The sequence below is a fragment of the Vibrio sp. J502 genome (assembly GCF_025397955.1).
GTDB classification, from domain to species: domain Bacteria; phylum Pseudomonadota; class Gammaproteobacteria; order Enterobacterales; family Vibrionaceae; genus Vibrio; species Vibrio anguillarum.
In genome coordinates this window covers 819,838-835,754 of record NZ_CP104554.1, presented here as the reverse complement: position 1 = coordinate 835,754, position 15,917 = coordinate 819,838, and the positions used below count along the sequence as shown (strand labels likewise).

Here is a 15,917-nt window from a genome sequence, read left to right as displayed (position 1 = left end):
TTTTTAAGAAAATATTGCGCTCATTCTACCTCGTTACGGAGCATCTGCCTATACCAAGGCTGAGAGCGAGAGATACGCAAGCTGCTAACTTGATAATTCTGCATGCCAAAAATAACGCTAATTTGCCCTGCTTCACCCGTATCCAACCAGTTTGCTCCATGTTGTTGGTAGCGTTGAACAACCTGTGCGGAAGGTAATTGCCAGCGTCCGCCTTTGGCGAGCGAGGCAATAGCGACCTCAGGATTCACCTTACGAATCAAAGCAACAGTAGAAGATGTCCTACTACCGTGGTGTGGTACAAGCAGGATATGACTTTGTAAGGATTGCTCTGTTCGCGCAAGTAACCACTCACTCATTGCATCCACATCCCCGGGTAAAAGCACTGAAAAACCGGTATTTGAGTCAAAGATTCGAATCACGCAAGAGTGAGGATTGTAAGCCCGCGCTACAGTTTTAGGTGGCCAGATAACGTCAAAAGAGAGTTGTTGCCACTGCCATTGTTCGCCAGCAATACAAGGTTGGTAACCCGCTATCGTTTGACTAGCACGTTTCCATTTGGGCTGCCAAACACGCTCAACTTCCGCTCTTCCACCTGCATGGTCGTTATCCAAGTGACTCAAAATCAACCCGTCTAATTGCGTAGCTCCCCGTTTGTTTAACACGGGGGCAACTGTTGCTTGGATGTGATCACCACCTTGCCAACTTGCACCAGTATCATAAAGCACGTAGCGTCCTTCTTTTTCGATCAACACCGCCAACCCATGCCCAACATCTAACACATCAATCCGCCAACCCGTTTTTACCGGAATGGTGAGCCAAGAAACCATCACAATTAGGCTGTAAACCGCAAGTGCAAAACGCGAGATCAACGGTGAAAACACAAACAGCAACAGAGCACTGCTCAACAGAACCAAAACAGCTCCAGAAATAGGAAACCAACTGAGGCTTGAATAATGAATTGACCAATCAACGGGAATGAGTAATTTAGCCACCCAATGCCACACCATAGGTGCGCCATCAAAAGTCAAAACCGTACACCCTAAAGCAACAAAGATCGCCGGAACCACCACAAAACTGAACCAAGGAATAAACACTAAGTTATAGAGCGCCGCACTGGTACTGACTCCACCGAAAAAATAAGCAGTTACCGGAAGCATACACAGCACTAACCCAATCTGCATCGTCAATAAACGCCATAAAAAAAATCGCTGAGTTTGAGGTAGAGAAAGTTGGTAGAACACCACTGAGACAGCAATAAAGGACATCCAAAAGCTACTGGATAACGCAGCAAAAGGATCGATGAGCAGCACCGCCGATAACGTCATAAGCAGTCGCTGCAACGTATTGATACGGACATTGAGGACAATCATCGCCACATTAAGCAAACACATGATCAGTGCGCGTTGAGTGGGCAAGGTAAAGCCAGCCAACCAAGCATAGCCTAGTGCGCACAAGCTTCCTACGACGAATGGCGACCACCCCATACGATGATGTAAACGCATCAATACGAGCCCAAGGCTATAACCAAAACCAAACGCGATGCCAATGTGCAGACCAGAAATGGCAACCAAATGAATCAGCCCACTGTCTCGTAATGCTTGCCACTGTGCCGTTGAAATATCACTGCGCTCACCAAACGTAAGCGCCATTAAAATACCAAGATTGGGATCATCAGCGAGCCAGGTTTTGATCTTCTGGTAGCATTGTGCTCGCCATTCTGGTGATGATTCAATGCGATAAGACTGTCCATTATTAACCGTTGCACGAGCCACAATACCTTGGCTCAAAGAGTACGCCTCTGCATCAAACCCGGTCTCATTTAACCGACCAAAGATAGGTTTTACTGTGATGGAGAATTCAGCCACGTCACCATACTTCAACGGCAAAGGAGCAATTAATCGCACCTTGGGCCGCAAAAAAATGCCTAAGGTTTGACCATTGATTGATCGAATCGAAATTGTTCCTTCATAACCATGACTAATTTGTCTAAAAAAGCTGTTAACCTGTCCGTTTATGGTAATATCCGAACCTGTCTGAAAAATAGTGTTGGACTGCTCACGTAATAAGTTCCCGCTGATCAAAATGACCACTAAAGCCATTGTTACTCCTGAGAGAAAGCGCAGTTTTCTATAACCGACAGAGAGTATAAGAATGGCGAATAGAGGCATACTCCATTTCCAATCTGGCATCCAAGGCCAATAAGAAGCAGAAATGGCGGTTAGCGAAAACGAAGCTAGGGTCCAGTAATTAGATAAGAGAGTCATGTCACGATGCCAAGAAAGTTCATCAAACGTTTTATGCCTAACCATGAAGTGATTAAGCGTCAGAAGGCATTAAAAATTTTTGGCAATGTGCTGTACAACCCCAATTTATGGTGTTTGAACCGCCGCTCAGCAGCGGGCGCCTTCGCCGTAGGTTTGTTCATGGCTTTTGTTCCACTTCCGAGTCAAATGATCATGTCCGCTGGCCTTGCCATTATGTGCGGCGTCAATTTACCGCTCTCTGTAGCCTTGGTCTGGATTAGCAACCCCATCACCATGCCAGTGCTGTTCTACTTCGCCTACAAGCTTGGCGCATGGGTAATGCAAACACCACCACAACCATTTCACTTTGAACTCTCTTGGCATTTTATCATGCAACAAATGAGTACCATTGGTCCGCCATTCCTTTTGGGTTGCATGATGTGCGGAGTGATCTCCGCCATAATTGGCTACTTCGGCATTCACGGTTTATGGCGCTATTCTGTCGTAAGAAGCTGGCAAAAGCGCCAAGCGAGATAAAAGCTTCAAGAGATTGAGACTGGCTATACAACTGAGCATGTAAAACGATGTCGCATGATGTTGAAAAAGGACCAAGTGGTCCTTTTGGTTTGCTAAAAATAGCTCAATGCTGATGAACGAAAAGAATCCGAGTTGAGATTATTTAGCGCTAAGCACAGACGCCGGATTCAGTTGACTGGCCCTAGAGGCCGGATACCAAGTAGCTAATAGGCTCAACACAATCGCCGTCGAAGAGACAAGCACCACATCCGATAGGTTCACTTGTGATGGCAAAAAGTCGACAAAATAGATATCACCAGACAAAAACTGATGGCCGACTAACCGTTCTAATCCTTTGATTAACGCTGTTAAATTCCACGCAATCAGCACACCTAACACGCCACCTATCACACTGCCTAATACACCAGAGAAAACACCCTGCCAGACAAAAATTCGTTTCACTAATCCATCGGTCGCGCCCATAGTGCGCAAAATAGCGATTTCAGCCGCACGATCTTTGACCGCCATCATAAGTGTTGAAACGATGTTGAAGCTCGCCACACCAATCACCAACACCATCACCAAATACATAATGGTTCTGACCAGCTGAATATCACGGTACAAAAAGCCAAACTTTTGCTGCCAACTGCGTAGATAGACGTATTGATCAAGCGTATTGCCGACCTCTCTTACAATTTGAGTTGCATTTAATACCTCTGAGACCTTGATCGCAACGCCCGTCACTCGCTCTCCTAATTTGGCGTAAGCTTGTGCATCTGCCAATGGCACTAATGCAAGGCTGTGGTCAATTTGGCCATTGAGTTCCAAAAGCCCTGAGACCTTGACGCGCACGCGCTTTGGCGCTTGAACTTTAGCGCTCTCATTCGTAGAGGGGATCATCAAAGTGACATAGTCACCGACTGCCGCGCCCAATTTATCCGCCACTCCTTTGCCTAAAATGACCTGTTGCTGACCTGCGACAAAACCTTGCCATGCATCGGAAGAGACAAATTGAGATAAACGCGACACGGCGCGCTCCATTTGCGGATCAATTCCGCGCACCTCAATCGCTTTCAGTTGCGCACCTTTCTCTGCCAGCGCCGTCAATTTTACATAAGGAGCGGCCGCTTCCACTTTTGGATGCTGCACGGCTTGCTTGACTAATGACGACCAATTCGTGATGGGTTTTTGAACCCCTTCAAACTCTCCGTGTGCAATGACAGATAACACGCGGTTCTGCAGCTCTCTCTCAAAACCATTCATCGCCGACAAACCCACGATGATCACCGCAACGCCCACGGCGATACCGATAATGGAAGAGAGCGAGATAAACGACACCATTTTATTACGCTGCTTTGCCAGGCTAAAACGCCGACCAATCACTAAAGAGAGCGAGGTGAACATCTACGATGCCTCCACATTAATCAGCAAACCATCTTGCATGTGCATCTGTCTGTCCATTTTTTCAGCAAGTTCGCTATCATGCGTTACCACTAAAAATGCCGTGCCAAACTCTTGATTCATTTGACGCATCAAATCATAAATCGCCAGCGCCGTTTTGTGATCAAGGTTGCCCGTAGGCTCATCGGCTAACACCAAATCGGGTTGATTAACAAGCGCTCGCGCAATCGCTACCCGTTGCCGCTCTCCACCAGAGAGCTCTGAGGGTCGATGAGATAAACGATGTCCCAATCCCACTTTTTCTAACAGTGCTTGCGCGGCCTGTTTAGCACGCGATGCTTTTTGGCCACCAATAAGCAACGGCATGGCAACATTCTCAAGAGCGGTGAAATCGGCTAATAAATGGTGGAACTGGTACACAAAACCCAAATGTTGATTGCGAATGTTCGCTTGTTTATTGGAGCTTAAGCTCGATAAATCCTGACCTAAAAACGACACTGAACCTTCGGTTGCCTCATCCAGTGCACCCAGAATGTGCAATAACGTACTTTTCCCAGATCCAGAAGTCCCAATAATTGAGACTAACTCTCCCGCTTGAATGCCAAAACTGACGCCTTTTAGCACTTGAGTCCGTAGCTCCCCTTCTTGGTAGGTTTTGCATACGTTATGGCATTGTAAAAGGTTATTCATATCTTAAAGCCTCGGCAGGTTTTACGGATGACGCGCGGTAGGAAGGAAACAGTGTCGCGAATAAGCTGAGCGTGATAGCTGCTATCACCACCAACATAATTTGCATGGGGTTAATCACTACAGGCAGCGTTCCCCCCACAGAGAACAGCGCTACACCCATGCTTTCTAATAATCCATTGAGGTTATTGGCAAGCAATACGCCTAACACACCACCGACAAGCGAACCAATCACTCCACTACTTGCGCCTTGAACCATAAAAATGGCCAGTACTTGTTGATCTGTCATGCCTTGCGTTTTCAAAATCGCGACCTCAGCTTGTTTTTCCATCACCACCATGATCAACGCGGAAATGATATTGAAAGCCGCCACGCCAACAATCAACCCAAGCATCAAACCCATCATATTTTTTTCCATGCGAACAGCTTGGAACAACTCGCCACGCTGATCTCGCCAGTCACTCCATTGCCATCCCTCAGGCAAAGGTGCGCTAGCTAGGTCTGCGACCACAAAAGGATCGTCAAAAAAGAGCCGCCATCCCGACACAGTATTTGATGGTAAACGAAGCAATCGCGCTGCATCTTTGATGTGCGTCAGCATCAGCTGTCCATCCACATCAGACCCCGTATTGAAGATGCCTGCGACTGTAAAATTACGCTGCGCAGGAATACGGCCTAAGGGGGTAAATTGGCTAGCTGAAGTGACCATCAAACGCACTTTATCGCCAATTGTCACGTTGAGCGCCCGCGCCAATGAATGGCCAAGGAACAGTTGATATTCGCCCGGCTTGAGCGCACTCACTTGACCCGCAATCAAGTGCGCCGCAATCGGATCATGTTGATTAGGTTCAATTCCCACCAACAAGCCTGCGGCCAGTTGCGATGAGCTTTGAACAACCGCTTCACTGCGTACAATCGGTTCAGCCGCTCTGGCGCTAGAGAGTTGGCTAATGAATTGAGGCACATCTTGCGTGAGCAAAGTGCGATCGCCATTTTGCGAAACTACAGCCTGAGGCAACACACCTAAAATTCTATTTTTGAGCTGGGATTCAAAGCCATTCATGACCGAAAGCACCGTCACCAGTGACATCACGCCAATGGTTATCCCCGCCGTAGACATATAAGAGACAAATCGACTGAATCTATCACCGGATCGCCCACGTAAATAACGCAAGCCGATGAACGCCGAAATAGGATGAAACATAAGAAAAACCGCCTAAAAGTGATGCTCAGTACTGTAACGAGAAACGGTGGAAGGTTGTAGCTTTAATTTGCCAAAAATCGGTTAAATAGACTCGATAACAAGGACATACCTTGATTAGTTCGCCGGTATGACGATAATCAACAAAGCGATGAGAAGGATGCCTTTATGACCGAGCAAGAATTTTTTACGGTTCACTATGGACTGACAACCAATATTGAACTTTTAGACAGCACATTTATGCTACCTTCCCAATCAATATTTGAAGCGGAGATTCCTGACCCATTTATTGTGGCCAGTGAGTTTAGCCAGTTGGATGCACTCACCGAAAGTGCACGACTAGAACTGAAAAATAGTGATTTCAAGCACGTCGTTCAGTTACTTGATACTCAAAATTCGAAACTGAATTTGTTGCTAACCTTTATGCTGTCACAGCAAGATGAGCCACATTCACGCTTCATCACCAGCACATTTGGTGCCAGTCGCTTCTCTCTTCGTTATCCAAATGCACTAGAGATTGGTACCCAAGCCCGCTGTAAACTGTTTTTGGACCACCCTGCAGCCGCTATTTATTGCTATAGTTCGGTGATTGATTGCCAAGCTGACGAGCAACACTATCTCATCACGATGAAATACGATTTACTGCGAGATACTGACCAAGATCTCTTGATTAAAGCCGCACTGTACCAGCAGCAAAAATTGCTGCGTCAACGCTCTTTAGACCGAAATAAACCATAAGCGTTCTCATGACTACACACTCTTTACTGACTCTGATTAAACCTGCTGGCGCGGGCGACAAAAAACACATTGGTAACCTACGTGGTGCAAGCCTTGCGTTGGCAATTGCAGAGCTGGCCAACCAGCATAATAGCCACACTTTACTGGCTGTACCTGATCCTCAAACCGCCTTAAAGCTGCAGCACGAAATTGAGCAGTTTAGTGACGCCGAAGTGGCGCTGTTTCCTGATTGGGAAACTTTGCCTTATGATAGTTTTTCGCCTCATCAAGAGATCATTTCTGATCGCATCGCGCGCCTGTATCAATTACCGAGCTTGAAAACAGGCATTACCATTGTGCCAGTGAGCACCATATTGCAGCGTCAGACGCCGCGAGAATTTCTGCTACAGCATACCCTGATGGTTAAAACTGGCGATCAGTTTTCCTTAGATAAACTGCGTCTTCAGCTGGAAAAATCGGGCTATCGTCATGTTGATCAAGTGTTTGGCCCAGGCGAGTACGCCAGCCGAGGTTCGATTCTTGATTTATTTCCAATGGGCAGCAGCGATCCTTATCGCATTGATTTTTTTGATGATGAAATCGACACCATACGCACCTTCGATCCTGAGAATCAACGCTCAATTGAAGAAATCAGTGAGATACGCTTGCTACCTGCTCATGAATTTCCCACCACAGAAAGTGCGATTGAAGATTTCCGCACCCGCTGGCGTCAACGATTTGAAGCGCGTCGTGAACCAGAATCTGTCTATATGCAAGTCTCAAAGGGGATTTGGCCAGCCGGTATTGAATACTGGCAACCACTATTTTTTGAACACACCGAAACCTTGTTCGATTATATCGCGCCAGAAAGCCAACTAATTATCGTAGGAAATATCGAAACAGCGATTGACCAGTTTTTAACCGACGTCGAATATCGTTACCAGCAGCGTAAAGTTGACCCTCTTCGCCCGTTACTGCCGCCTCATGAATTGTGGCTTAAAAAAGATGAGCTTTTCAGTCTTTTCAAAAACGTGGCTCAGCTCCAACTCAGTGTAGAACCGATTTCAGAAAAGCAAGGGCGGATCAATTTAGCGGTCAGTGCATTACCCGACTTGGCGGTCATGCATCAAAATAAAGAGCCTTTAGCCGCCATCCGGCAATTTAGTGAAAGTTTCACTGGGAAAATCATTTTTTCCGTCGAATCAGAAGGCCGTCGCGAAGCATTACTAGAGCTATTGCAACGCGTAAAACTGCGCCCTATCGAAAAAGAAACCTTCCAGCAAGCGTGCCAAGCAAAAGAAAAACAATGTCTCGTATTAGGGGCATCTGAGCACGGCTTTATTGATAACAATGCCAACTTAGCGTTTATCTGCGAAAGTGATTTACTCGGTGACCGTGTCATTCTTCGCCGTAAGAAAGATCGTAAAGTCACCAATAGTGACGCTGTCATTCGTAACTTAGCTGAACTCAAACCAGGGCAACCCGTTGTTCATATTGATCATGGTATCGGCCGTTATCTCGGGTTACAGACGCTTGAAGCGGGTGGCATGATGACCGAATACGTCACCCTTGAGTATCAAAACGAAGCCAAACTTTATGTCCCTGTCGCTTCATTGAATCTCATTAGTCGTTACTCTGGCGGCGCGGAAGAAAGCGCACCATTGCATAAACTCGGGGGTGAAGCATGGACCAAGGCACGACGAAAAGCGGCCGAAAAAGTCCGCGATGTTGCTGCAGAGCTGCTGGATGTTTACGCCAAGCGAGAGCTCAAACCAGGCTATAAGTTCGCTCTGGATCGTGGCCAATACGCGACCTTTAAAGCAGGTTTCCCATTTGAAGAAACCGATGATCAAAATACAGCTATCAACGCCGTGCTATCGGACATGTGTCAGAAAAAAGCGATGGACCGATTAGTGTGTGGTGACGTTGGATTTGGCAAAACAGAAGTCGCCATGCGCGCCGCCTTTGTTTGCACCGACAACAATAAACAAGTGGCTGTATTAGTGCCGACAACCTTACTCGCACAGCAGCATTTTGAGAACTTTCGAGACCGATTCGCTAACCTGCCGATCCGTGTCGAAGTTTTATCACGCTTCAAATCAGCGAAAGAGCAAAAGCAGATTCTACAAGATGTCGCTGACGGCAAAGTCGACATTTTGGTTGGCACGCATAAACTGCTTTCCAGCGAGCTAAAATTTAGCGATCTTGGTCTTTTGATCGTTGATGAAGAACACCGTTTTGGCGTTCGCCAAAAAGAAAAAGTGAAAGCGATGCGTGCTGATGTGGATATTCTCACGCTAACGGCAACACCGATTCCGCGCACATTAAACATGGCGATGAGCGGAATGCGCGATCTATCGATTATCGCCACACCACCCGCACGACGATTAGCCATCAAAACCTTTGTACGCCAACATGATGACAATACGATTCGAGAGGCCGTATTACGTGAAATCATGCGCGGTGGACAGGTTTATTTTCTACATAACCAAGTAGAAACTATCGACAAAGTGGCCGCCGATTTAGAAAAGCTGGTCCCTGAAGCTCGAATTACCGTCGCCCATGGACAAATGCGTGAACGTGAGCTGGAAAAAGTGATGAACGACTTTTATCACCAACGATTCAATGTATTGGTTTGCACAACCATCATCGAGACAGGGATTGATGTCCCGACCGCGAACACCATCATTATGGACCGAGCAGATAACCTGGGCTTAGCGCAGCTACACCAACTTCGTGGCCGAGTAGGACGTTCTCACCATCAAGCTTATGCTTACTTACTCACTCCACATCCTAAAGCCATCACTAAAGATGCCGTGAAACGTTTAGAAGCGATTGCATCTCTTGAAGATCTTGGGGCCGGTTTTACCCTAGCAACGCACGATTTAGAAATCCGTGGAGCGGGTGAATTATTGGGCGATGAACAGAGCGGTCAGATCCAATCGATTGGTTTTACTCTCTATATGGAGATGCTAGAGCAAGCGGTTGAAGCATTAAAAAATGGCAGAGAACCTTCTCTTGACGATTTGCTTCGTGAACAAACCGAAGTAGAAATGCGTTTGCCAGCGCTATTACCCGATGATTACATTCCTGATGTAAATACTCGCCTCTCCATGTATAAACAGATAGCGAGTGTCGCTAGCCGAGATGAGCTCGCCGAGCTCAAAGTCGAGTTGATTGATCGCTTTGGTAAGTTACCTGATGCTGCAAATAACTTACTCGGCGTTGCTGAAGTTAAAATTGATGCTGCACGTATAAAAGTGAAGAAAATCGAAGCACATGAAAAAGGCGGCTACATTGAGTTCTATCCAGATGCTGACATTAACCCCGTCTTTTTGGTTAGACTTCTGCAATCACAACCGAAAAAATTTGCAATGGAAGGGCCAACTAAGTTTAAGTTTGCTGTACCATTAGCCGATAGACGTGAACGAATTCAATTTGTGTCGAGTATGCTCAGCGAATTCCAACAAAACCTGATGCCTAGAGCATAAATTACGCACAAAAAATGATGGAGCCATAATGAAAAAACTGATCCCACTCCTACTTTTGCTTATTTCGATGCCAAGTCTGGCACAACGGCAATTTGACATAGAAGTGATCATTTTTAAGCGTGCAATTGATGCAGAGAAGGTCAGTGAGTCGTGGCCTAACTCATTGCCTGAGATCAATATTCAACGCGCGGGCAGTTTTAGTGACTTAAACTATCGCCAAGAAAAAGGCGTGAAAATGCTGCCTTTTTCCGACTACCAACTTAACGAGCAAGCACAAAAACTGAAAAACCACGCCGGCTTTGAAGTGCTATTGCATACGGCTTGGCGTCAAGGCGATCAAGGCAAAGCTTCCGCGCCGATTTTCCATATTCAGGCGGGTAAAGATTACTCCGCTAAATTCAATACTGACGGCAGTGAAAAAGTGGCTGTACTAGAAGAATCGCCAGTAAACGGTGTGCTAGAACAAAACATCGCGAGCCCCCTTTACGAACTCGATGGTAAATTACAAATCTATGTGCAGCACTATCTTTATGCTGAAACCACGCTCGACTTAAAAGCCCCGAGTGTGCGAGAAATCGTGCTCCAAAGTAAACCATTGGAGTTAGATATTACACCTGAAGAGCAAAATGCCGAGGTTCAACTGGGGAACCTAGAAGCTATCTCCCCAACAGTGGAAAAGGAAGAGTTTTTAAAGAGCTATCGGATGGACCAAAAACGCCGTATGCGCAGCAACGAAACCCACTATCTAGACCATCCATTAATGGGAATGATCATTCAAGTTCGCCGCGTTGCAGAATAAAGCCTAACAAAGCGCCCTGCCTGGGCGTTTCTTCTTTTATTCATCTCTCATACAGTTTAGCTCACTGATTTCATATCCTTAAAGGTTAGAGCTATTCTGTTATTAACCATTCCAATAACACAGCCATCTATGACCGTTCGCTGACCACCTGCAGGCCATTCCAATGGTTTGGGTACGTGATCTTCTAAAAGTTAAACTGGTAATGTATTTCACTAATGAGCGTTTCATTTTTAAGACCTCTCATTTATGAGAACCATATTGGATTGAATACCTTTAATTAAGCCTTGATAATCTCTCCTAACTTATGTTGTGCAATATTCAATCCAGATCTTGAAAAATTTCCGTAAAGCATGGCACTGGTTAACAACATTAATTTAAATCCGAATTTACACAAACATACATACTGAGAGATGTTACCTGATGACTTCTAAATTTTCGTTATGTGCGGCCGGGCTACTGTCAATAGGCAGTATCACAGCAAGTAACATTGCAATCGCATCAAACCACCATCATCACAATCCTAGTGAGATAAAAACACAATTAAAATGGTCTTGGGAAGGCAGTTCATTTCAACCTGAGTTTAACCAAGTCATGGCGGCACCTATCGTTGCTCAGTTAAATGATGATAATGGTGACGGAAAAATCGACGAGAATGATATCGCTGATATTATCGTTGTTACTTTTGAAGGTAACAAATATGCGAAAGGGGGAATAATTAGAGCCCTGAGTGGCGTTGATGGTTCTGAACTTTGGTCATACAATAATGGTGGTGTTATAGCCGATGCTCGCTATTCCCCTGCTATAGCTGATCTTGATGGAGATGGCTTGGTAGAGATTGTTAGCACGAGTCTAGATAGCAAATTCATCAACATCCTTGATGTTAACGGAAATATTAAAAAGCAGATTACTAAAACCAAAACTGGTGGTGGCGCATCAGGAAATATCGCATTAAGCGACCTCAACAACGACTCTTCTGTTGAGATCTTATCGGCTGATGGTGTCTATAACTACGATACTGGGCTATTATTCACCTACGATTGGTCTCCATCACCTATAAGCTTGGATGTGGATGGTGATGGCATACAAGAAGTGTTCTCAAATGGCTCTCTTTATCAAAGTAATGGCGCATTTACTTGGCAGCATCCTACAAACGACCACATTTGGTTCTCAGCCGTTGCTAACTTGGATAATGATAACAAACCTGAGATCATTATCTCAGTACCAGCGTCACTCTCAGCATCACAAAATAGCTCTTTTGCTGTATTAGAAAGTGATGGAAGTGTGAAATGGGAAATTACTAATACTGAAAATCCAGGTGGTGGTGCTCAAGCTATTTCAAACTTCCTAGGCAAAGCTACAACCTCTACCAATGAAATCGATAAGTCCCCTGTTTATGGATATACCCATCTACATCACAACCATCCAGTGAAAATAGCAGATGACAACCAACTTAAAATCCGCTCAGGAGATCTGATTGATGCTATTGGATCAACAGCTAGTAATATGGTGGGTGGTCAAGGCGGTTCACTGCATACTATTGATACAAGCAAAGTCCGCTCTATCGATGTAACCTACGGCAAATATAAAACGTGGTGGACATATGGCGTACTCGAGATGGAATTCACTCTCAATGATGGTTCGAAAATAACGTTAGGTTCAAAAGATTCAGCCTTTAAATACCCGGCATTAGAGTGGCGAACCAAAGAAGTTCCATATCTTGGATTGGAGTGGAGAACAAAACAAGTTTCTTACTGGTTCTTTGGCTGGCATACCAAAACAGTTTCTTACCTAGCTCCTGTTTGGAAAACTAAAACGATTCCTTATGCTGTTCCTGTCATGAAGAGCAAAGCAACCACTGAACGATATACAGTCCCAAGCAATACCCAACTGGTAGGCTTAAATGTGTGGAGTAAACCAAAGCCTATCTTCACCTTCAAAAAGCATGTGAATGCTGTACAGTTTATTGTGGGTGAAAAAATCAACAACAACATACAGAATATGGGTATCGTATACGCTGGTTACTATGCTGTTGACATGTACAATGCGCAAGGCGGTAAGGTTTGGTCTGTGAAAAATGATGACTCTAATAGTGGAAAAATTGGTGTCTCTGCTTATGACTTCACTGGTGATGGCATTGATGAAGTTATCGTACAGGACTTCCTAAGAGTTCGAATCCTCGATGGGCGTACTGGTGCTGTATTAGCAACGATTGCAAACTCATCTGACACCTTGTGGGAATACCCTGTTGTGGCGGATCTAGAAGGCAATAACAATGCATCGCTTATTGTCGTAGCAAATGACTATGCTCCAGAAAGAGCTATCAACCATGGTGTTTATGTTTACCAGTCAGCCGATGCTGATAAACCATGGAAAAATGCAACGAGAATTTGGAACCAACATTCGTTCCATTTCTCAAACATTAACCAAGATGGCTCAGTACCAACCAATGCTCAGCCTAGTTGGCTAACACATAACACTTATCGCTCAAGTACCATTAAATAACTTGAATTTGATATAACCCCCACTACCGTCCAAGGCGGTGGTGGGGGGATGACAAAAAAAGCCTCGCCTTTTAACAAAGGCGAGGCTTTTTTATGGCCAGTACGCTGGGAATATTAGTGAAGCTTTAAGTTTGGACGCAACACACGATTAATACGGCCAACTAACATCATCAACCCTGTTTTGAACATACCGTGCAGCGCCATTTGGTGCATGCGATACAAAGAAATGTACACTACTCGCGCAATACGACCTTCAACCATCATCGAGCCTTTGGTTAAATTACCCATTAAGCTACCAACGGTAGAAAAACGACTTAATGAAACCAACGAACCGTGATCTTTATAAACATACGGTTTGAGCTCACGCCCGTTAAGCTTAGCAACAATATTCTTGAACGCTTGGCTTGCCATTTGGTGCGCTGCTTGTGCACGAGGTGGCACAAATGAACCATCGGCTTGTGTACATTGTGCTAGATCACCGATCACAAAAATATCGTCATCTCTTGTGGTTTGTAAGGTATTTTTTACCACTAACTGATTAATGCGGTTTGTTTCCAAACCGGCAATCTCTTTCATAAAATCCGGTGCTTTGATGCCAGCAGCCCACACCATGATCTGAGCGGGAATCTTTTCGCCATCTTTAGTTGTTAGGCCATCCTTATCTGCTCGCGTGACCATAGTCGCAGTACGAACGTTGACACCTAATTTCGTTAATTCGCTGTGTGCAGCACTAGAAATGCGAGGTGGAAGAGCGGGTAGAATACGCTCACCCGCTTCCACAAGGTTGACATTCAGTTTGCTTGAATCAAGATCGCCAAAACCATAAGTTCGCAGCTCTTTTACTGCATTATGTAGCTCAGCAGATAATTCAACACCCGTTGCACCTGCGCCAACAATCGCAATATCAACTGTACCGTTACCATTTTTCGCATGAAGTTTTAGAAACTCATTATTCATTTCAGTACGAAAACGATTTGCCTGTTCAGGGCTATCAAGGAAGATACAATGCTCACGAACTCCTGGAGTATTGAAGTCGTTAGACGTTGAACCGATTGCCAACACCAAAATGTCATATTCAAGCTCACGACTTGGCATTAACAATTCACCATGCTCATCTTGCAATTCACTAAGAACAATCACTTTGCGTTCACGATCAATATCAGCAAGACTACCCATTTGGAAATCAAAACGATGATTTTTTGCGTGAGCGCGATAGCTTAGCGCATCCACTCCTTCATCTAATGAACCCGTTGCCACTTCATGCAATAACGGTTTCCATAAGTGGCTTGCTTTACGATCCACTAATGTGATTTCTGCGCGATTTTTACGGCCAAGAGTGCGACCAAGTTTAGTCGCGAGCTCTAAACCACCCGCGCCACCACCGACTACGATAATTCGTGTCACAACAATAATCCTCAAAAAGAAATAAACATGATTCAGCGTGAAATCTCACACTGAAGGAATTCTCAGTAATGCGCTTGCTTCAGATAAATCTTGTTCAGCAAATGAAGCTATCTTCGCAGCACGTTTCATTAGGATAAGTGCATGTAACTACACACAAATTAGGCAAATTTAAGACTTGCTCTCAATTTTTTTTGATATTTATCAAAATATTTATAATTTAATCATTATATAGAGCAAAACTCACGGTGCAACCAAAGAATTCCTCTATTTCACTACGAGACATAGGGGGGTTGGGCCATAAAAAAACGACTCACAATTGTGAGTCGTTCAGTCGAAACTATGATGCACGGATGCTTAATTTGATTCTTTAAATGCCTTCATCGCTTGCAAATGCTGTGAGATTTTCTTGAACTTATGGTTCTGGGTTTCATCCCAAATGATATCGTAGTAGTTTTCGAGCTCTGCTGCTGTTTTGCTGTTGTCATGAATTTCATCTTCTTTAGATAAAATCACTAAACAGCGTCCTTTATTTTTTACCCTGTATTGCTCAACACACTTAGTCGCAATATCTTCATACTCTTCAGGGCGATCGATGCGTCCAGTCATGTTTGTTTCCGGATGCAAGTTAGGATTAAACACCACTTGCTTAATTCCGCATAAGAATCCAATCCGCTCAGACCAGAAGCCGCCGAGGCCTACGCCACAAATAATCGGATGTGGGTCATCAGACAACTCAATCACTTTATGCACTTCTTTTAGAAGATGCTGCATATCGTGTTTTGGGTGCTGTGTACTGTAGTTAATAAAACGGACATCGCTGTCAATAAATTGCAATTGCAGTACTTTTTCATGGTTTCCTGGGCTTGTTGAATCAAAACCGTGCAGATAAATAATCATAATAACTCCCCACTCCTTGAGGTTTTTAATCTACCACGAAGATTGTGGTTTCAAAGACTT

General features: G+C 44.8%; 11 protein-coding genes. 5 read left to right on the top strand and 6 right to left on the bottom strand.

Going from position 1 to position 15,917, the window contains the following annotated elements:
- Positions 1-20: 20 nt before the first annotated feature.
- Positions 21-2,264: a DNA internalization-related competence protein ComEC/Rec2 gene (locus N5E84_RS04060; RefSeq protein ID WP_029388196.1), complete on the bottom strand. Its 2,244-nt coding sequence runs from the start codon at positions 2,262-2,264 to the stop codon at positions 21-23.
- A gap of 6 nt (positions 2,265-2,270) precedes the next feature.
- Between N5E84_RS04060 and N5E84_RS04055 the strand changes: the two genes are divergently transcribed.
- Positions 2,271-2,780, top strand: a complete 510-nt coding sequence (locus N5E84_RS04055; RefSeq protein WP_010319231.1) for a DUF2062 domain-containing protein — start codon at positions 2,271-2,273, stop codon at positions 2,778-2,780.
- A gap of 138 nt (positions 2,781-2,918) precedes the next feature.
- Here N5E84_RS04055 and lolE read toward each other — a convergent pair whose 3' ends face one another.
- Genes lolE through lolC form a run of 3 tightly spaced genes read right to left on the bottom strand, consistent with a single transcriptional unit; the run spans position 2,919 to position 6,051 of the window.
- Positions 2,919-4,163: a lipoprotein-releasing ABC transporter permease subunit LolE gene (gene lolE, locus N5E84_RS04050; protein WP_019282058.1), complete on the bottom strand. Its 1,245-nt coding sequence runs from the start codon at positions 4,161-4,163 to the stop codon at positions 2,919-2,921.
- Positions 4,164-4,850 (bottom strand): lipoprotein-releasing ABC transporter ATP-binding protein LolD, encoded by a 687-nt coding sequence (gene lolD / locus N5E84_RS04045; RefSeq protein ID WP_019282059.1) that lies wholly within the window; start codon positions 4,848-4,850, stop codon positions 4,164-4,166. It lies immediately after the preceding gene.
- Positions 4,843-6,051, bottom strand: a complete 1,209-nt coding sequence (lolC, locus tag N5E84_RS04040) for a lipoprotein-releasing ABC transporter permease subunit LolC (protein ID WP_019282060.1) — start codon at positions 6,049-6,051, stop codon at positions 4,843-4,845. Before lolC ends, lolD begins: the two co-directional genes overlap by 8 nt.
- A 165-nt stretch (positions 6,052-6,216) precedes the next feature.
- Between lolC and N5E84_RS04035 the strand changes: the two genes are divergently transcribed.
- From N5E84_RS04035 to N5E84_RS04020, 4 genes are all read left to right on the top strand, one after another.
- Positions 6,217-6,786, top strand: a complete 570-nt coding sequence (locus tag N5E84_RS04035) for a hypothetical protein (RefSeq protein WP_019282061.1) — start codon at positions 6,217-6,219, stop codon at positions 6,784-6,786.
- Positions 6,787-6,794: 8 nt separating this feature from the next.
- A complete protein-coding gene (gene mfd / locus N5E84_RS04030) occupies positions 6,795-10,256 on the top strand; it encodes a transcription-repair coupling factor (RefSeq protein WP_019282062.1) in 3,462 nt (1,153 codons plus the stop codon).
- Positions 10,257-10,284: 28 nt separating this feature from the next.
- Positions 10,285-11,055: a peptidoglycan binding protein CsiV gene (locus N5E84_RS04025; RefSeq protein WP_019282063.1), complete on the top strand. Its 771-nt coding sequence runs from the start codon at positions 10,285-10,287 to the stop codon at positions 11,053-11,055.
- A 420-nt stretch (positions 11,056-11,475) separates the two neighbouring features.
- Positions 11,476-13,557, top strand: coding sequence for a beta-prism lectin domain-containing protein (locus N5E84_RS04020; RefSeq protein WP_019282064.1), 2,082 nt, complete (start codon positions 11,476-11,478; stop codon positions 13,555-13,557).
- A gap of 113 nt (positions 13,558-13,670) precedes the next feature.
- Here N5E84_RS04020 and N5E84_RS04015 read toward each other — a convergent pair whose 3' ends face one another.
- Together N5E84_RS04015 and ycfP are read right to left on the bottom strand one after the other, a co-directional pair.
- The gene (locus N5E84_RS04015; protein ID WP_026028144.1) at positions 13,671-14,960 is read right to left on the bottom strand and encodes an NAD(P)/FAD-dependent oxidoreductase; all 1,290 of its coding nucleotides are present in this window, start codon (positions 14,958-14,960) and stop codon (positions 13,671-13,673) included.
- A gap of 354 nt (positions 14,961-15,314) precedes the next feature.
- Positions 15,315-15,857: an alpha/beta hydrolase YcfP gene (gene ycfP / locus N5E84_RS04010; RefSeq protein ID WP_013856523.1), complete on the bottom strand. Its 543-nt coding sequence runs from the start codon at positions 15,855-15,857 to the stop codon at positions 15,315-15,317.
- Between the last annotated feature and the right edge of the window lie 60 nt (positions 15,858-15,917).